Annotated in this window: 12 protein-coding genes and 2 tRNA genes; 1 reads left to right on the forward strand and 13 read right to left on the reverse strand. The window is 62.8% G+C overall.

What is annotated here, in order from left to right; translation table 11 throughout:
- Positions 1–3 precede the first annotated feature (3 nt).
- Complete coding sequence (locus QYC26_RS01155) at positions 4–1551, reverse strand: hypothetical protein (RefSeq protein ID WP_317513578.1); 1548 nt, start codon at positions 1549–1551, stop codon at positions 4–6.
- A 336-nt stretch (positions 1552–1887) separates the two neighbouring features.
- On the opposite strand from QYC26_RS01155, the gene QYC26_RS01160 reads away from it, so the two are divergent.
- Positions 1888–5109 (forward strand): autotransporter domain-containing protein, encoded by a 3222-nt coding sequence (locus QYC26_RS01160; protein WP_317513579.1) that lies wholly within the window; start codon positions 1888–1890, stop codon positions 5107–5109.
- A gap of 364 nt (positions 5110–5473) precedes the next feature.
- On the opposite strand, the gene QYC26_RS01165 is transcribed toward QYC26_RS01160, so the two are convergent.
- The 12 genes from QYC26_RS01165 to gatC all read right to left on the reverse strand — a co-directional run bounded on the left by QYC26_RS01165 (position 5474) and on the right by gatC (position 17870).
- Positions 5474–5548: transfer RNA gene (locus tag QYC26_RS01165), tRNA-Val, on the reverse strand.
- A 206-nt stretch (positions 5549–5754) separates the two neighbouring features.
- Positions 5755–6027, reverse strand: coding sequence for an HU family DNA-binding protein (locus QYC26_RS01170; protein WP_317513580.1), 273 nt, complete (start codon positions 6025–6027; stop codon positions 5755–5757).
- A gap of 151 nt (positions 6028–6178) precedes the next feature.
- Positions 6179–8584 carry an endopeptidase La gene (gene lon, locus QYC26_RS01175; protein ID WP_317513581.1) on the reverse strand — a complete coding sequence of 802 codons (2406 nt, stop codon included), beginning with the start codon at positions 8582–8584 and terminating at the stop codon, positions 6179–6181.
- A gap of 204 nt (positions 8585–8788) precedes the next feature.
- Positions 8789–9328, reverse strand: coding sequence for a TIGR00645 family protein (locus QYC26_RS01180; protein WP_317513582.1), 540 nt, complete (start codon positions 9326–9328; stop codon positions 8789–8791).
- 82 nt (positions 9329–9410) lie between these two features.
- On the reverse strand, positions 9411–10682 hold the full coding sequence (gene clpX / locus QYC26_RS01185; protein WP_317513583.1) for an ATP-dependent Clp protease ATP-binding subunit ClpX: 1272 nt from the start codon (positions 10680–10682) through the stop codon (positions 9411–9413).
- 98 nt (positions 10683–10780) lie between these two features.
- Positions 10781–11410: an ATP-dependent Clp endopeptidase proteolytic subunit ClpP gene (clpP, locus tag QYC26_RS01190; RefSeq protein WP_317513584.1), complete on the reverse strand. Its 630-nt coding sequence runs from the start codon at positions 11408–11410 to the stop codon at positions 10781–10783.
- A 415-nt stretch (positions 11411–11825) separates the two neighbouring features.
- Entirely contained in the window at positions 11826–12794 is a 969-nt protein-coding gene (locus tag QYC26_RS01195; RefSeq protein WP_317513585.1) for a glycosyltransferase family 2 protein, read from the reverse strand.
- A 15-nt stretch (positions 12795–12809) separates the two neighbouring features.
- Positions 12810–14357, reverse strand: a complete 1548-nt coding sequence (gene tig, locus QYC26_RS01200; protein WP_317513586.1) for a trigger factor — start codon at positions 14355–14357, stop codon at positions 12810–12812.
- 70 nt (positions 14358–14427) lie between these two features.
- Positions 14428–14512 (reverse strand) — tRNA-Leu (locus tag QYC26_RS01205).
- Positions 14513–14621: 109 nt separating this feature from the next.
- Positions 14622–16100 carry an Asp-tRNA(Asn)/Glu-tRNA(Gln) amidotransferase subunit GatB gene (gatB, locus tag QYC26_RS01210; protein ID WP_317513587.1) on the reverse strand — a complete coding sequence of 493 codons (1479 nt, stop codon included), beginning with the start codon at positions 16098–16100 and terminating at the stop codon, positions 14622–14624.
- A 1-nt stretch (position 16101) separates the two neighbouring features.
- Positions 16102–17583, reverse strand: a complete 1482-nt coding sequence (gene gatA / locus QYC26_RS01215) for an Asp-tRNA(Asn)/Glu-tRNA(Gln) amidotransferase subunit GatA (RefSeq protein ID WP_317513588.1) — start codon at positions 17581–17583, stop codon at positions 16102–16104.
- Positions 17583–17870: an Asp-tRNA(Asn)/Glu-tRNA(Gln) amidotransferase subunit GatC gene (gene gatC / locus QYC26_RS01220; RefSeq protein ID WP_317513589.1), complete on the reverse strand. Its 288-nt coding sequence runs from the start codon at positions 17868–17870 to the stop codon at positions 17583–17585. The genes gatA and gatC overlap by 1 nt, the downstream gene beginning before the upstream one ends.
- Between the last annotated feature and the right edge of the window lie 69 nt (positions 17871–17939).

Consider the following 17939-nt stretch of genomic DNA (forward strand, 5'->3'; position numbering starts at 1 on the left):
TGATCAGGCCGTGGGCAGCGCCGTGCAGGCCGCGCTGCTGCCGAAATTGGCGGTCGCGGAGTCACAGGTCCAACCGCGATACCAGGTGTCGTTCGCGTCCTTGACGGCGCCGATATAGGTGGTGCGCGTGAAGAAGGCGTTGATCGTCGATGCGTCGAAGGCGGTTACCCCGGTTTCGGCGGCGCCGTTGACGAACACATTGACCAGCGATGCCGTGAAGGCCGAGTTGTTGTTGGTGCCGGCGTTGAACGCCGCCGCCACATCGGCTTCGTTGCCATCGGTGCGGAAGGCACCGCCGCCGCACTGCATGACGACCGACTGGAACACCGGCGGACCCTGCTCGTCCAGCGCGCCATTGGCCGCCTGCGTCGTCTGCGCATCGTCCATGTCGAGGCAGAAGCGCGGCGTCGTGATCACGCCGTTCATCAGCGTATAATCGGTGCCGCCGCGCATCAGCACCGCGTTCGAACCGGTCGACGCGGCGGTCTGGCGGTGGACGAAGGTGAAGTTCGCCATCTTGGTGTTCTGGCGCGGCAGCGCGTCGTTGTTGCCGCTGGTATCGGCTTCGATGATCGCATCGCCGCTGTTGCCGCCCGCGCGCTGCACCGCGATCACGAACTGCATATAGCCCTTGTAGCCAAGGTCGGTGTCGATGCTGTCGTCATCGGCGCCGGTGACGATCAGATACTTCACATTGTTGCGGCCACCGAAAAATTCGACGCCGTCGTCCGAGCTGTTGTGGACCTGGATATATTCGAGCTTGGTGCCCGAACCGACGCCCCCGGTGGTCAGTCCCTGAAGCTCGTTGCCCGGCGCGATTTCAAAGCCCGAATAACGGATCTGGACGTAACGCAGCGTGCCGCTGCTGTCGGCGGGCGTCGCGCCGCCATACATAGCGTTGGTGGTGCCTTCGATCTGCTGCTGGCAGCCGACGCTGCCCCCGGCGACCGCCGTGTTGCAGTCGCTGATCGGCGCGCGGCCGAGCAGGACGATACCGCCCCACAGGCCCTGGCTGTCATCGGTTGCGGTGCCGACGACATTGGCGCGCGCGGTGAAGATGATCGGCTTGGCCGCAGTACCCTCGGCATTAATCTTCGAACCACGGTTCACGACGAGGAAGTCGTTACCCGACGAGGCGAAGACGACAACGCCCGGATCGACGGTCAGCGTTGCCTGCTTGCCGCCAGCGGCAAGGCCGTCGCCGCCCATGTCCACGCCGACATCGACACGGCCCTTGAGCGAATAGAGCGTGCCCGCGCTATAGGGCAGCTGCAGGCTGGCGCTGATCACGCCACTCAGTTCGCAGTTGCGGCGGTTGGAAATGACGCCCGCATCGGTGGTGCCCTGCGGGCAGCTGGCATCGGGCGTGCCCGGGGTCGGGTTCGTCGGATTGGTCGGGTTGGTCGGGTTGGTGGGGTTCGTCGGATTGGTCGGCGGAACGATGATGCTGCCATCGCCGGGCGATGCGACGTCGTCTGCACCACATGCGGCCAGAGTGCTGAGCGCGCACCCGGCGAGCAAGATCGAGCTAATCCGTTTGATCGAGGCCATGTCTTAAATGCTCCGGCTATCCGGTTTCGGAAATCAGCGGGTGACGCTGCCGGCCGAATCGCCGCCCCCGTTCCACCCTGCGAAGCCGTCCCTAGGCATGGCGTGTGACGCGCTCGTGCGACGCGAATGACGGCTGCGTTACTGAAATGTGACGAATGCGTGACATCGCCATTTATGTGCCATTTATGTCACACGCACCTGCCCACATCGGAACCGGCACGTAATATTTATCCTGCGTTCATCTTCGCCCCACGATGTTCCCGGCCATTGGGGGAATCGCGCCTTTATTGGTCGAAACCCACCACGTTTCCTGATTTCCAGAGGATGAGATAATTCATGCGCAGCCTTTTAGCGGCCACCTGCCTGACACCCGTTGCCCTTGTGTCGGTGATGGGCATGGCCCACGCCGAAACCGTTATCGGGTCTTCGGTGACGACGCCGTACCAGACGTCGACGGCCAATGCCGGTGCGGCCGATGATCTGCGCGTTTCCAGCGCCGGCACGGTAAAGCCCGCTGCGGGCACCGCGATCACGATCGACAGCAGCAACAGCGTCACCAACGAGGGCACCATCCAGGTCACCGACGCGAACGACGCCGTCGGCATCCTCGCCAATCCCAATCTGTCCGGAAACATCACCAACAGCGGCAAGATCACGATCGACGAAAGCTACACCCCCGCCGACAGCGACAAGGACGGCGACGAGGACGGCACCTTCGCGCAGGGCGAGCGCCGCTTCGCGATCCGCGTGGCCCCGGGCGGCACTTTCACCGGCAACATCGCCAACAGCGGCGCGATCGTGGTCGAAGGCAATAACAGCGCGGGCATCGCGGTCGACAGCGCGCTCAATGGTTCGCTCTCGAACACCGGCACCGTTTCCGTCATCGGCGACAACAGCGTCGGCATCCGCGCGGGCGATGTTTCGGGCGATGTTTCGCTGAGCGGCAGCGTCACCGCCAAGGGCGCCAATGCAGTGGGCGTTGCGCTGGACGGCGATATCGGCGGCAAGCTGGTGGTTCAGGGCACGATCGCATCGACCGGCTATCGCTCGACCACCGCGCCCAGCGACGTTTCCAAGCTCGATGCGGACGATCTGCTTCAGGGCGGCGCCGCGCTCAGCATTTCGGGCAATGTCGCAGGCGGGATCCTGCTCGACGTTGCACCGGCCGATAACGACGCGAACGACGACGACGAGGATGATGACGGCATCAAGGATGCCAACGAAGGCAACGCCTCGGTCCAGAGCTATGGCGCGGCCCCGGCGATCCAGATCGGCTCGGCAACCGACGACATCACGATCGGCGCGGTCGCAGGCAGTGCATCGGGGCATGGCCTCGTCATCAAGGGCACCGTCGGCGCATCGGGCGTCTACAAGGGCGTCGACGCCAACGCGCTGGTGATCGGCGGCCAGGGGGGCGCAGTCGACATCGTTGGCGGCATGACCGTCTCGGGCACCATTGCCGCGGTTTCATCGGGCGGTGACGCAACCGCCATCCGCATTGGCGATGCCGCCAGCGTCGATACCATCACGATCAGCGGCAAGGTCGAAGCATCGGGCGGCGAAGCCGCGACGTCGCAGGTTTCCGCCATCGCCATCGATGCCGGCGCCGATGTCAGCACGATCCGCAACAGCGGCACGATCGCGGCAGGACGCACCGGCGCCGACGGCACCGCCTATGCCATCGTCGACAAGTCGGGCAGCGTTTCCTTGATTGAGAATAGCGGCGCGATCGGCATCAGCGGCGCGGCCGCCGGCACCGACAAGGGCATTGCGATCGATCTTTCGGCAAACACCAGCGGCGCCACCATCCGCCAGACAGTCGTCACCAGCGGCAGCCCCCAGATCGTCGGCAACATCCTGCTCGGCTCGGGCGATGATGTTCTCGACATTCAGGACGGCACGGTGCGCGGCAACACGGTGTTCGGCGCGGGTGCCAACCGGCTCCAGCTGTCCGGCGACGCCACCAACACCGGCAACGTCACCTTCGGCGCCGGCAATGACGCGATGACGCTTTCGGGCACCGCCGCGCATAACGGCAAGGTCGATTTCGGCGGCGGCGCCGATCAGCTTGAGCTCGCGGGCACGTCCAGCTTCACCGGCGAACTGCTGGGCAGCGCCGGCCTTGCGGTCACGGTGGGCGGTGGATCGCTCAACGTCACCAACGCAGCACCGGTCTCCCTCGCCTCGCTTTCGGTCGGCGCGGCCGGCAGCCTCGGCGTCACGATCGACGGCGCGGCGAACACCGCAACGCGGTTCGACGTGGCCGGTGCCGCCGATTTCTCCGATGGCGCAAAGATCAACGTCTCGCTCGCCAGCATCGCCAATGCCGAGGGCAGCTATGAAATCGTCCGCGCCGGTACGCTCACGGGCAGCACCGGCCTGACGAGCAACGACGTCAACCTGCCCTTCCTGTTCAGCAGCGCGCTCACCGCCGATGAGGTTGCCGGCACGGTGACGCTCGACGTCCAGCGCAAGAACGCCACCCAGCTCGGGCTCAACCGCTCGGAAGCCTCGGCCTATGAAGCGATCTACGCCGCGATCAGCGCGGATCAGCCGATGGGCGACGTTTTCCTGGGCTTCCGCGATGGCGACAGCTTCCGCGGCTCGCTGCGCCAGATGCTTCCCGATCATGCCGGCGGCGTCTTCGAAAGCGTGACCCAAGGTTCGCGCGCGGTGGCCCGCGTGCTCGCCGATCCGCGCGCACCGTTCAAGACGCAAGATGGCTGGGGCTTCTGGCTGCAGCAGGTGGCATGGGGCACCAGCAAGGGGCTGGGCGACACCGCCTCCTACGACATCAGCGGCTGGGGCATGTCGGGTGGCGCCGAAATCATCACCGGCGTCGGCAATTTCGGCCTCTCGCTCGCCTATCTCAACGGCAAGGACGGTGACGGCAAAACCCAGAACGAGGTGATCGCCAACCAGCTTGAAACCGCCGCCTATTGGCGGGGCAACTGGGGCGGGCTCAACACCTGGGCACGCGCATCGGCCGCCTATGTCGATCTGGAAAGCAGCCGCTTCTTCAACGGCACGAACGCCGCCGGCATTGTCAGCCGCACCGCGCGCGCGGATCGCAAGGGCACGCTCTATTCGGCATCGGGCGGGCTTTCCTATCTCATCCAGATGGGCCGCCTCAGCCTGCGTCCCGGCGCCTCGATCGATTATTATCGCCTGAGCGAAAAGGGCTATACCGAGCGCGATGGCGGTGCTGGCTTCAACCTGATCGTCGACAAGCGCACGAGCGACGAGCTCGCCGCATCGGGCACGCTGGCGCTTGGCTATGATCTGATGAAGCGCAGCCCCGAAGATGGCTGGCTACGCGCCGAAATCGAAGGCGGGCGTCGCCAGCTGATCGGCGGCGGCCTGGGTGTCACCACCGCGCGCTTCGAAGGCGGCAACAGCTTCACGCTCACCCCCGAAGAACGCGAAAGCGGCTGGATCGGCGCGCTGCGCCTCAGCGGCGGCAATGCCGGCTTCCGCGTCGGCGGCGAATTCAGCGCAGAGGAACAGTTCGGCCACGCGGCCGTCGCCTTCCGCGCGACGCTCCAGATCGGTCTCTGACGCCGTAGCCATGCCCAATAAGGGGGCCCGCATCCCATCCGGGGTGCGGGCCTTTTTTTGTGTCCTCAGCCTTTCGGGGCGACCGGCATCCGGGCGCACGCAGAATTGCAACGCCCTGAGCATGCGGAGGATAGCCGGCGGCAATTTCTATCGGCTTAACATGCTTAAGCGCCGCCTCGCGGATGTTAGCAAAAGCGCTAATATGGCCCCGTCGCGCTCGCCCGTGTCATGGCGTCTCATTAGCTCCGGAGAACCAATGGGGCAGCGCGACGACCCTGCTCATGCCTGTTGCGCAGCAGAGTGACGCAAGCCGCTGCGCCGCGCCGCGCGGAGTGGAAAGTTCTTCGATTTCAGAGAGAAAGCGTGGTGGGCGCGGCAAGGATTGAACTTGCGACCCCACCCGTGTGAAGGGTGTGCTCTACCACTGAGCTACGCGCCCACGCTTGGGTCCGGAAACTTCCGGTCGGCTCTTTCGTGCCGGTGCCGGGTCCTTACTGGGTAGATCGCGATACCGCAACACCCATTTTCGAAAGAAATGCGCGCTTTTCGCAGCGATGCGGCGAAAGCGGCAAGGTCAGGCGCGCCGGTAATCCGTTTTGTGCGCGCCTGCCCTGTGGCCCGGCATGTCGCCGGGCCGCACGTAAATCAGTTCACCGCATCCTTGAGGCCCTTGCCGGGCTTGAACTTGGGCTGCGACGATGCCTTGATTTCCATGGTCTCACCCGTGCGGGGGTTACGACCGGTAGACGCCTTACGCTTGGACACAGAGAAAGTCCCGAAGCCGACGAGACGGACCTCGTCACCCTTGGTCAATGCAGCGGTAATTGCGTCAAAAACACCTTCGACAGCCTTGCTCGCATCGTTCTTGCTCAGACCCGATGCATCGGCAACGGCGCCGATGAGCTCTTGCTTGTTCATGCCCTTAGAACCCCCTTAAAAATCGTGGATGATTCAATGTGCGGCTTTTGCCGGGGCGCAGTAAGGCGGAGCTTTGCGGGCCTGTCAAAGCAAAACCTGCAATTTTGGCCGAAAAACCCCATGAAATTCGGGGTTTTTCGGCCAAATGCGGTTAATGGCGAACAGTGTCGCCTTCAGGAAGGCCAGTAGCGCCCTGTTGCGGGGGCTGGGTCGCCAGTTCATCTGCTTCGGTCCAGTCGATCGGCTCAAGCGAATCGGCCAGCGCCAGCTTCAGAACTTCATCGACATGCTTGACCGGAACGATCTTGAGCCCGTCGCGAATATTCTGCGGGATCTCGGCCAGGTCCTTTTCATTCTCGGCCGGGATCAGCACGGTCTCGATACCGCCGCGCAGCGCGGCAAGCAGCTTTTCCTTGAGCCCGCCGATCGGCAGAACGCGGCCGCGCAGCGTCACTTCGCCGGTCATCGCGACCTCGCGGCGCACCGGGATGCCGGTGAGCGTCGAGACGATCGTGGTGACCATGCCGATGCCGGCCGAGGGACCATCCTTGGGCACCGCGCCTTCGGGCAGGTGGATATGGATATCCTTGCGTCCGAACACGCTGGGCTTGATCCCGTACGCCGGCGCGCGGGCACGGACGAACGAGAATGCCGCCTGCACGGATTCGGTCATCACCTCACCCAGCTTGCCGGTCGTCTTCACCTGCCCCTTGCCGGGAACGGTGACGGCTTCGATGGTCAGCAGTTCGCCGCCCACCTCGGTCCAGGCCAACCCGGTGACCGCCCCGATCTGGTTTTCCTCTTCGGACAGGCCATGGCGATATTTCTGGACGCCCGCGAAATCGGACAGATTGTCGGGCGTGATCACCACGCTTTCGTATTTGCCTTCGAGAATGCGGCGCAGCGCCTTGCGCGCGAGCTTGGCGATCTCACGCTCAAGCGTACGCACCCCCGCTTCACGGGTATAACGCTGGATCAGCGCACGAAGCCCCTCGTCTGTCAGCTCAAACTCGCCCGGCTTCAGGCCATGCGCCTCGATCTGCTTGTTGATGAGGTGGCGGCGCGCGATCTCGACCTTCTCGTCCTCGGTATAGCCTTCGAGCCGGATGATCTCCATACGGTCGAGCAACGGCTGCGGCAGGTTGAGCGAGTTCGCCGTCGTCACGAACATGATGTCCGACAGGTCGACATCGACTTCCAGATAATGATCCTGGAACTTCGAATTCTGTTCGGGGTCGAGCACTTCGAGCAGCGCCGACGCCGGATCGCCGCGGAAATCCTGACCCAGCTTGTCGATCTCGTCGAGCAGGAAGAGCGGGTTCGAGGTGCCGGCCTTTTTCAGGTTCGACACGATCTTGCCCGGCAGCGAGCCGATATAGGTGCGGCGATGGCCGCGGATTTCTGCTTCGTCGCGCACGCCGCCCAGCGACTGGCGCACGAACTCACGCCCGGTCGCCTTGGCGATCGAGCGGCCGAGCGAGGTCTTGCCGACACCCGGAGGGCCGACGAGGCAGAGGATCGGCCCCTTCAGCTTGTTGGTGCGCGCCTGCACCGCGAGATATTCGACGATGCGGTCCTTCACCTTTTCGAGCGCATAATGATCCTGATCGAGGATCGCCTGCGCCGCCGCGATATCCTTTTTCAGCTTCGACTTGCGCCCCCAGGGCAGGCCAAGCAGCACGTCCAGATAGTTGCGGACGACGGTGGCCTCGGCCGACATCGGCGCCATGGTCTTGAGCTTCTTGAGCTCGGCGGTCGCCTTGGCGCGCGCTTCCTTCGACAGCTTGAGCTTGGCGATCTTCTGCGTGAGTTCGGCGATCTCGTCGCCCTCGCCTTCCTCGCCTTCATTACCCAGCTCGCGCTGGATCGCCTTCAGCTGTTCGTTCAGATAATATTCGCGCTGCGTCTTTTCCATCTGGCGCTTCACGCGGCTGCGGATCTTCTTTTCGACCTGCAGCACGCCCAGTTCGCCTTCCATGAAGGCGAACGCCATTTCGAGACGGCGCGAGGGATCAAGCTCGACGAGCAGCGTCTGCTTGTCGGCCACCTTGATCGAAATGTTCGACGCAACCGAATCCGCCAGACGCGAGGGATCTTCGATCTCGCTCAGCTGCACCGCGGTTTCGGCCGGAAGCTTCTTGTTGAGCTTGGCATAATTTTCGAACTGGTCGACGACCGAGCGCATCAGCGCCTTGACTTCGGCGCCCTCGGCTTCGCGCTCGGCAATCATCTCGACCGTCGCGGTCACGCACGGGCCATCGGTATCCACCGACTGCAGCGACGCGCGCTGCTTGCCTTCGACAAGAACGCGAACCGTGCCATCGGGAAGCTTCAGGAGTTGCAGGACGGTCGCAATCACGCCGACATCATAAAGCTCGTCGCGGCCTGGATCGTCTTCCGCCGGGTCCAGCTGGGCCACGAGGAAGATTTCCTTGTCGGCCTCCATCGCCTTTTCAAGGGCCACGACCGATTTGTCGCGTCCAACGAAAAGGGGAACGATCATGTGGGGAAATACCACAATGTCGCGAAGGGGCAGAACGGGATAGGACTGTGTCATGCTTACTCCAAAATGCCCAATCGGGCATCGCTAGACTCATTATATGGGAGCCAGCGCAAAAGCATCAATGTTCATGAATGTTCTTACGTACAATCGTGTCAGCGTAAGGAACAGATAAAGAGCGAAAAAATCTTTCGCAGACCGCCTCAATTGTCAATTTATGCAAAGGCGGAGCACCCGGCCGGCACCCCGCCCTCTCGCGGCTCAATGCCGGTGCTGGGTCATCCGGTCGACATAGGCGATGCCGATGGCCGATGCGATGAAGCACATATGGATGATCGCCTGCCACATCACACCCGTTTCGGTGACACGGCCCGCCGGCGTTCCCAGCGCCCCCGCCTCGATGAACGAGCGCAGCAGGTGGATCGACGAAATGCCGATGATCGCCATCGCCAGCTTTACCTTGAGCACGCCGGCATTCACATGACTCAGCCATTCGGGCTGATCGGGATGCCCTTCAAGGCGCAGGCGCGACACGAAGGTTTCGTAACCGCCCACGATCACCATCACGAGCAGGTTTGAAATCATCACGACATCAATGAGGCCGAGCACGACCAGCATGATCTGCTGCTCGGTAAACTCCCAGCTGTGCATCACGAGATGCCACAATTCCTTCAGGAACAGGAAGACATAGACGATCTGGGCAACGATCAGCCCGACATAGAGTGGAAGCTGCAGCCAACGGGAACTGAAGATCAGAAGCGGCAACGGCCGCAACGGTGCGGCAGTGGTTTTATCGGTCATCGTTCAGGGGATACTCTCTTGCAGAAACAAAACCGGCCCCGAATTGCGTCGGGGCCGGTTGAAATCAGGAACGGGCCAGGGCTCAGGCGGCGTCGCCGGTCTGCGCCTTTTCCTTCTGGGCAAAGACGCGGACGGGGTCCTTGCGGCCTTCGACCACATCCTTGTCGATCATCACCTCGTCGACGCCGTCCATCGACGGGAGGTCGAACATGGTGTCGAGCAAAATGCCCTCGAGGATCGAGCGCAGGCCACGCGCACCGGTCTTGCGGTCGATCGCCCGCTTGGCGACGGCCACCAGTGCCTCGTCGGTGAAGCTCAGCTTCACTTCCTCCATCTCGAACAGCTTCTGATACTGCTTCACCAGTGCGTTCTTGGGCTCGGACAGGATCTGCACCAGTGCATCGGTGTCGAGATCCTCAAGCGTCGCGATGACGGGCAGACGACCCACGAATTCGGGGATCAGGCCGAATTTCAGCAGATCCTCGGGCTCGCCCTGGCGCAGGATATCGCCGGTGCGGCGTTCCTCGGGCGCGGCGACATAGGCGCCGAAACCGATGGACTTGCCCTGCAGGCGATCGGCGATGATCTTTTCGAGGCCGGCAAACGCACCGCCGCAGATGAACAGGATGTTCGTCGTGTCCACCTGCAGGAATTCCTGCTGCGGATGCTTGCGGCCGCCCTGCGGCGGAACCGAAGCGGTGGTGCCTTCCATCAGCTTGAGCAGCGCCTGCTGCACGCCTTCGCCCGAAACATCGCGCGTGATCGACGGGTTTTCGGCCTTGCGGCTGATCTTGTCGATTTCGTCGATATAGACGATGCCGCGCTGGGCGCGTTCGACATTATAGTCGGACGCCTGGAGCAGCTTCAGGATGATGTTCTCGACATCCTCACCGACATAGCCGGCCTCGGTCAGCGTCGTCGCGTCCGCCATGGTGAACGGCACGTCGAGGATGCGCGCAAGCGTCTGGGCGAGCAGCGTCTTGCCGCAGCCCGTCGGCCCCACGAGCAGGATGTTCGATTTCGCGAGTTCGACATCGGCACCCTTGGCGCCGTGGTTCAGTCGCTTGTAATGGTTGTGCACCGCAACCGACAACACGCGCTTTGCCTGCTTCTGGCCGATCACATAATCGTCCAGAACGTCGCAGATTTCCTGCGGGGTCGGAACCCCGCCATCCTTCTTGGCCACAAGCGCGGTCTTGGTTTCCTCGCGAATGATGTCGTTGCACAGGTCAACGCACTCATCGCAAATGAAAACCGTCGGGCCGGCGATGAGCTTGCGTACTTCGTGCTGGGATTTTCCGCAGAACGAACAGTACAGGGTGCTCTTGGAATCGCCGCCGCTCAACTTTGTCATCTAATCATCCTTGGGCCCGATACCGGGGCCGTTTGTTCGGCAGCCATCCTAGACTGCGTTGCTTCCATCCCACAATGCCGAATTTGCGCGAACGAAAATCAGGCTGCCTGGGATGTTTCGCTGGCCGGCTCGGGACGCTTGTCGAACACTTCGTCGATCAGCCCGAAAGCCTTGGCTTCGTCGGCCGACATGAACTTGTCGCGTTCCATCGCGCCTTCGATCGTTTCCAGCGGCTTGCCGGTGTACTTCGCATAGAGCGAATTCATGTTGTGCCGAATGCGGAGGATTTCCTTCGCCTGAATTTCGATGTCCGTCGCCTGACCCTGCGCACCGCCCGAGGGCTGGTGGATCATGATGCGGGCATTGGTCAGCGCCACGCGCATGCCGGGTTCGCCGGCCGCCAGCAGGAACGAGCCCATCGACGCCGCCTGGCCGATGCACACCGTGCCGACACGCGGACGGATATATTGCATGGTGTCGTGAATCGCCATGCCGGCCGTCACCACGCCGCCCGGCGAGTTGATGTACATGTAAATGTCCTTCTTCGGATTTTCCGATTCGAGGAACAGCAGCTGGGCGGTGATGAGCGAGGCCATATGGTCTTCAACCTGCCCCGTCACGAAGATGATCCGCTCGCGCAGCAGGCGCGAATAGATGTCGAAGCTGCGCTCGCCGCGATTCGACTGCTCGATGACGATAGGGACGAGAGCGTCGTGAAGAGGATGCATGGGTAGAATATGTCCTTTGCCCGTTTGATAAGGGCCAACATCGGCGTTTGGCGGAGCCAGTTCAAGAGGGAACGCCCCGGAAAGCGCCAAAACCGCCTCGGACGCGCTTTGCAGCCCCTAGATTAGCGCATGCACGACACCTTCGCGGGGCAAAACCGGCCGGCGCCCTCATCAAAAGACAGGGCGAAACGCCCTCCCTTTCCGGTCATACCAGCCCGATTTCGGGTCTAACAACACCTGTCAAATTCAGTGATATTATATTTTATATTCAGTGTCTTACTTGACCAATCTCGACGCCATGGCAAATTTCAGCAGCGTCGTGCCGGGCGCAACCGCATGCGCTGAAAGCCCAATGCAAAAAACGGGCCCGGCCCTGTCCGGCCACGCCCGCTTCATCATCCGCTATGCGCAAACGTCAGAGGCTGCCGGGCGCCGGATGCGAGAGATAGGCCAGGCGGCGCACCTCGAGACGGCCGCGCACGACGGTATCGAGCATCAGCCCGGTGAACAGGCTGAGCGATGCGAGGATCATAAGGCCGGTCACCAGAACGGCGGTCGGCACGCGCGGCACCAGCCCGGTCTGCGCATAGGTGATGCCGAGCGGAACCGCGAGAATGATCGCGAGCAACGCAAGCATGCCAGCGACGACGCCGAAGAACATCGTCGGGCGTTCGTTGCGAAACAGCGTGACGATGGTGTTCAGGATACGGAAGCCGTCGCGGTAGGTCGACAGCTTCGACACCGAGCCTTCCGGGCGCGCGCCATATTGCGTCATCACCTCGGAAACCGGCATCTTCAACTCCAGCGCATGGACGCTGATTTCGGTCTCGATCTCGAACCCGGCGGAAAGCACGGGGAAGCTCTTGACGAAACGGCGGGAAAATACACGGTATCCGGACAGGATATCGCTGAAGGTACGACCGAAAAGCCGGGCCAGAATGCCGGTCAGCATCGCATTGCCGAAACGGTGGCCACGGCGATACGCCGCCTCCACTTCCGACTTGCGCGCCCCGACGACCATGTCGAGCTGTTCTTCCCAGAGCCGCTCGACCAGCTTGGGGGCTGCGGCATGATCATAGGTCGCGTCGCCATCGGCCATGACATAGATGTCAGCCTCGATATCGGCGAACATGCGGCGAACCACATTGCCCTTGCCCTGCATCCGTTCGGTACGGACCACGGCGCCAGCGGCGCGCGCAACCTCTACGGTGCGGTCGCTGCTGTTATTGTCATAGACATAGACGATGGCGCCAGGCAGCGCCGCACGGAAACCCGCGACCGTCTGAGCGATCGCGGCTTCCTCGTTATAGCATGGCAGGAGGACAGCGACACGAAGGTCTGCCGGCAGGTTCACGCCCGCATATCCCGAAACTGTATCAACCATCCCCCGGCCTGATGCTTACTTCTTCGGTGCCGACTTCTTGGCAGCGGGCTTCTTTTCCGCAGCCGGCTTGTCTTCAGCCTTGTCGTCCGCCTTCTTGGCAGCAGCCTTCTTGGCCGGCTTTTCGGCGGCGTCTTCAGCCTTGTCGTCTGCCTTCTTGGCAGCCTTCTTGGCCTTGGGCTTTTCGTCGTGGCTGTGGTCGTGGCCGCAACCCGGGCCATGGACATGGCCTTCGTCGCCTTCGGCTTCGATCGCGGCTTCCAGTTCGTCGCGCGTCACGGCACGATCGGTGACTTCGGCCTTGTCGAACAGGAAGTCGACAACCTTGTCTTCATACAGCGGTGCGCGGAGCTGGGCAGCTGCCATCGGTTCCTGCTGGATGTACTGGATGAAGCGTTCACGATCCTTCGGCGCGTACTGCTGCGCGGCCTGTGCGATCAGGCGGTTCATTTCCTGCGCGCTGACTTCGACGCCATTGGCCTGGCCGATTTCCGAAAGGAGCAGGCCGAGACGGACGCGGCGGACGGCAATGGCGCGATATTCGTCGCGGTCGCCTTCCATTTCCTTCAGCGCAGCTTCGGGGTCGGCTTCATGGCTGGCTTCGTGCTGCAGCTGCGCCCAGATCTGGTTGAATTCGGCTTCCACCATCGAGGGGGGAACGTCGAAATCATGCGCATCGGCGAGCTGGTCGAGCAGCTTGCGCTTCATGTGCGTGCGGGTCAGGCCGTTCAGTTCCTGCTCCAGCTGGCCCTTGATCAGGCCGCGAAGCTGGTCGATGCCTTCGAGGCCCAGCGCCTTGGCGAATTCGTCGTCGGCCTTGGCTTCCTTGGGGCTGCGCACGGCGGTGATGACGAGGTCGAACGTCGCAGGCTTACCCTTCAGCGTTTCGACGTTGTAATCTTCCGGGAAGGTGACTTCGATCGTCTTTTCGTCATTGGCCTTCACGCCGACGAGCTGGTCTTCGAAGCCGGGGATCAGACGACCCGAACCGATTTCGATCGACATGCCTTCGCCGGTGCCGCCTTCGAACGCAACGCCGTCAACCTTGCCGACGAAATCCATCACGACGAGGTCGCCGGTCTTCGCCTTGTGGCTCTTGGCGGCGTCTTCGAACTGCTTGTTGGCGTCGGCCATGCCCTGCAGGGCTTCGTCGATCTTGGCTTCCTCGACCTCGACGGTCAGGCGCTCAAGCTTCAGACCGTCGATCTTCGGCGCTGCGATTTCGGGCAGCACTTCGAGTTCGATCTTCACTTCGGCGTCCTTGCCGGGCGCATAGCCTTCAGCGAGTTCAACCGAAGGCTGCATCGCGGGACGCAGCTTGTTGTCGCCGATCAGCTTCTGCACGCCTTCCTGGATCGAGCTGTTCAGCGCGTCCTGCTGCAGCGCTTCGCCGTGCATCTTGCGGACGAGATTGGCGGGCACCTTGCCGGGGCGGAAACCGGGCATGCGCACCTGAGGTGCAACAGACTTGATTTCCTTTTCCACTCGCGCGTCGATGTCCTTGGCGGAGATGGTGAGGGTGTAGGCCCGCTTCAGGCCCTCGTTCAAAGTCTCGACAGTCTGCATCTCTTCTCAAACGCCTTCATTATCAGGATTCTGTCTGGCTCGTGCCTTTTGCGCTCGCCTGAGGCGAAACTGGTGCGGGCGAAGGGACTTGAACCCCCACATCTTGCGATACTGGAACCTAAATCCAGCGCGTCTACCAGTTCCGCCACGCCCGCATAAAGGACCGCCGGTCGGCGGCGTCTATAGCAGGCACACGAACGAGAGCAAGGCGAGATTACACCTCGATTACACCTCGCGTCGCGTTCGGCACCCGCTATTATTCGTTCAGGCCAGCGCCTTCTTCAACAGTTCATTGACGACCTTGGGATTGGCCTTGCCCCCCATGGCCTTCATCGTCTGGCCGACGAAGAAGCCGAACAGGGCTTCCTTGCCGCCCTTATACTGCTCAACCTTGTCGCCATTATCGGCCAGCACCTTGGCGATCACCGCCTCGATCTCGCCGGTGTCGCTGGTCTGCTTCAGGCCCTTTTCCTCGACGATCGCGCCGGGGTCCTGCCGGGTTTCGAGCATGATCTCGAACACCTGCTTGGCGAGCGTGCCCGAAAGCGTGCCATCGGCCACCAGCTTCAGCAGCTCGGCACCCTGCTTGGGCGAGACGGGGCTGTGCTCGACATCGAGACCAAGGCGATTGAGCGCACCAAAAAGGTCTGAAATCAGCCAGTTGGAAGCCGATTTTGCCATGGCGTTATCACCACAGGCAGCCAGCAGTTCCTCGAACCAGCGCGCGGTTTCCGCCTCGGCGGTCAGCACGGCAGCGGCATAGGCGGTTAGGCCCAGCTCGCCTTCATAGCGCTTGCGCTTGGCGTCGGGCAGTTCGGGAAGCGAGGCGCGGCATTCCTCAAGGAACGCATCGTCCAGCTCCAGCGGCAGCAGATCGGGATCGGGGAAGTAGCGATAATCATGCGCATCTTCCTTCGAACGCATCGAACGCGTTTCGTTGCGGTCGGGATCATAGAGGCGCGTTTCCTGCACCACCTGGCCGCCCGACTCGAGCACATCGACCTGACGGCTCGCCTCATGCTCGATCACCGCCATCACGAAGCGGACCGAATTGACGTTCTTGGTTTCGGTACGCGTACCGAATTCCGCGCCCGGACGGCGGACCGACACGTTCACGTCGGCGCGCATCGAGCCTTCTTCCATATTGCCGTCGCACGAGCCGACATAGCGCAGGATCGAGCGCAGCTTCTTCACATAGGCGCCGGCTTCCGCGGGCGAACGCATGTCGGGGCGCGAGACGATTTCCATGAGCGCCACGCCCGACCGGTTAAGGTCGACATAGCTGCGCGTCGGGTGCTGATCGTGCATCAGCTTGCCGGCGTCCTGCTCGACATGGATGCGCTCGATGCCGATGCGCTTGGTCGGGCTATCGGGATCCTTCTCGTCGAGCGTGACCTCGATCGCGCCCTCGCCCACCAGCGGATGGTAGAGCTGCGAGATCTGATAGCCCTGCGGAAGATCCGCGTAGAAATAATTCTTGCGGTCGAAGCGCGACCATTTGTTGATCTGCGCGTCGATCGCCATGCCGGTGCGCACCGCCTGGCGGATGCACTCCTTGTTGGGCACGGGCAGCATGCCCGGCATCGCCGCGTCGATCAGCGAAACCTGGCTATTGGGCTCCGCGCCGAACGCGGTCGCCGCGCCCGAAAAGAGCTTGGCGTTGGAGGTGACCTGCGCATGGACCTCGAGGCCGATCACGACCTCCCACTCGCCGGTTGCGCCCTGAATGCGATATTCGCTCATCTTACCACCACTGCTCCGGACGCGCGGCAAAGCCTGCGCGTTCCTCGATTGCCAACCCCGCATTGAGCACGCCCTGTTCATCGAGCGCCTTGCCGATGATCTGAAGGCCCAGCGGCAGCCCCTGCGCGTCGAGCCCGCCGGGCACCGACATTGCGGGAAGGCCGGCCAGCGACGCCGGCACGGTGAAGACGTCGTTCAGGTACATCGCAAGCGGATCGGCCTGCTTTTCGCCCAGCCCGAACGCCGCCGACGGCGCGGTCGGTGCCAGCAGCAGATCGCAGCTCTTCCAGGCATTGTCGAAATCCTGCGCAATGAGCGCGCGGACCTTCTGCGCCTGGTTATAATAAGCGTCATAGAAGCCTGCGGACAGCACATAGGTGCCGATCATGATGCGGCGCTTCACCTCGGGGCCGAAACCGGCGGCGCGTGTGGCGGCGTACATGTCCTGCAGGCCGGCGCCTTCGGGCAGTTCGCGCTTGCCGTAGCGCACGCCGTCATACCGTGCGAGGTTCGACGAGGCTTCCGCCGGCGCGATGATGTAATAGGCGGGCAGCGCATATTTGGTGTGCGGCAGCGAAACCTCGACGATTTCGGCGCCCGCATCCTTCATCCAGGCAATGCCCTGTTCCCACAAAGCCTCGATCTCGGCGGGCATGCCATCGACGCGGTATTCCTTGGGAATCCCGATCTTCTTGCCCTTGAGGTCGGTCGACAGCGCGGCCTCCCAATTGGGCACGGCGAGATCGAGCGAGGTCGTGTCCTTGGCGTCGAAACCGGCCATCGCCTCGAGCATGATCGCGCAGTCGCGCACGTCGCGCGCCATCGGGCCCGCCTGATCGAGCGAGCTGGCAAAGGCGATCGTGCCCCAGCGCGAGCAACGGCCATAGGTCGGCTTGATGCCCGAAATGCCGGTGAAGGCCGCAGGCTGGCGGATCGAACCGCCGGTGTCGGTGCCGGTCGCCGCCGGGCAAAGCCGTGCGGAGATGGCTGACGAGCTGCCGCCCGACGAACCGCCGGGGGCGAGCGGTGCATTGCCGCCATCGTTGCGACGCCAGGGCGAGATCACATTGCCAAAGGCGCTGGTTTCGTTCGACGACCCCATGGCGAACTGGTCGAGGTTGAGCTTGCCGAGCATGCCCGCGCCCGCCGCCCAGAGATTGGCGGAAACCGTCGATTCATAGGTCGGCGTAAAGCCTTCGAGGATGCCGCTTGCCGCCGTCGTCTGCACGCCCTTGGTGCAGAACAGATCCTTCATGCCAATGGGCACGCCGGACAGGGGCTTCAGATCACCGCTCTTGCGCGCGGCGTCGGCCGCGTCGGCGGCGGCCAGCGCATGGTCGGGCGTTTCGACGAGGAATGCGTTCAGCGCCTTCGCGCCCGCCACCCGGTCGATGAATGCGGTTGCAACTTCGCGCGCGGAAAAGCTGCCGTCGCGCACACCGTCGCGGATGGCGGCAACGCCAAGATCAGTGAGATTGGACACTATTCGATCACCTTCGGAACCGCGAAAAAGCCGTGTTCGGCCTGGGGCGCGTTGGCCAGAACGTCGTCGCGGCAATTGCCGTCGGTCACGACATCCTCGCGCAGGCGCAGATGATTGGGGATGACGGCCGTCATCGGTTGGACGGCGCTGGTATCAACCTCACCCAGCTGTTCGATCCAGCCAAGGATGTTGTTGAGTTCGGGCACCATCGCCTCGGCCTCGGCCTCGGTCACGGCAATGCGCGCGAGCGAGGCGATTTTCTTTACGGTTGCGGTATCGACGGACATGAAGGCCTTCAATCGGACTTGCAGACGAAAAGCGCGGCTAGCACCCGCCGCGCCCGGCTTCAAGTGAAG

The sequence above is a fragment of the Sphingomonas sp. C3-2 genome (assembly GCF_033025475.1).
In the GTDB taxonomy this organism is placed as follows: Bacteria; Pseudomonadota; Alphaproteobacteria; order Sphingomonadales; family Sphingomonadaceae; genus Sphingobium_A.

What these genes read in the sequence shown, in the direction of transcription:
- lon (WP_317513581.1), bottom strand. Translation starts at nt 8,584, where the DNA reads ATGACACAGTCCTATCCCGTTCTGCCCCTTCGCGACATTGTGGTATTT.
- gatC (WP_317513589.1), bottom strand. Translation starts at nt 17,870, where the DNA reads ATGTCCGTCGATACCGCAACCGTAAAGAAAATCGCCTCGCTCGCGCGC.
- QYC26_RS01155 (WP_317513578.1), bottom strand. Translation starts at nt 1,551, where the DNA reads ATGGCCTCGATCAAACGGATTAGCTCGATCTTGCTCGCCGGGTGCGCG.
- QYC26_RS01160 (WP_317513579.1), top strand. Translation starts at nt 1,888, where the DNA reads ATGCGCAGCCTTTTAGCGGCCACCTGCCTGACACCCGTTGCCCTTGTG.
- clpP (WP_317513584.1), bottom strand. Translation starts at nt 11,410, where the DNA reads ATGCATCCTCTTCACGACGCTCTCGTCCCTATCGTCATCGAGCAGTCG.
- QYC26_RS01170 (WP_317513580.1), bottom strand. Translation starts at nt 6,027, where the DNA reads ATGAACAAGCAAGAGCTCATCGGCGCCGTTGCCGATGCATCGGGTCTG.
- QYC26_RS01195 (WP_317513585.1), bottom strand. Translation starts at nt 12,794, where the DNA reads ATGGTTGATACAGTTTCGGGATATGCGGGCGTGAACCTGCCGGCAGAC.
- gatB (WP_317513587.1), bottom strand. Translation starts at nt 16,100, where the DNA reads ATGAGCGAATATCGCATTCAGGGCGCAACCGGCGAGTGGGAGGTCGTG.
- tig (WP_317513586.1), bottom strand. Translation starts at nt 14,357, where the DNA reads ATGCAGACTGTCGAGACTTTGAACGAGGGCCTGAAGCGGGCCTACACC.
- QYC26_RS01180 (WP_317513582.1), bottom strand. Translation starts at nt 9,328, where the DNA reads ATGACCGATAAAACCACTGCCGCACCGTTGCGGCCGTTGCCGCTTCTG.
- clpX (WP_317513583.1), bottom strand. Translation starts at nt 10,682, where the DNA reads ATGACAAAGTTGAGCGGCGGCGATTCCAAGAGCACCCTGTACTGTTCG.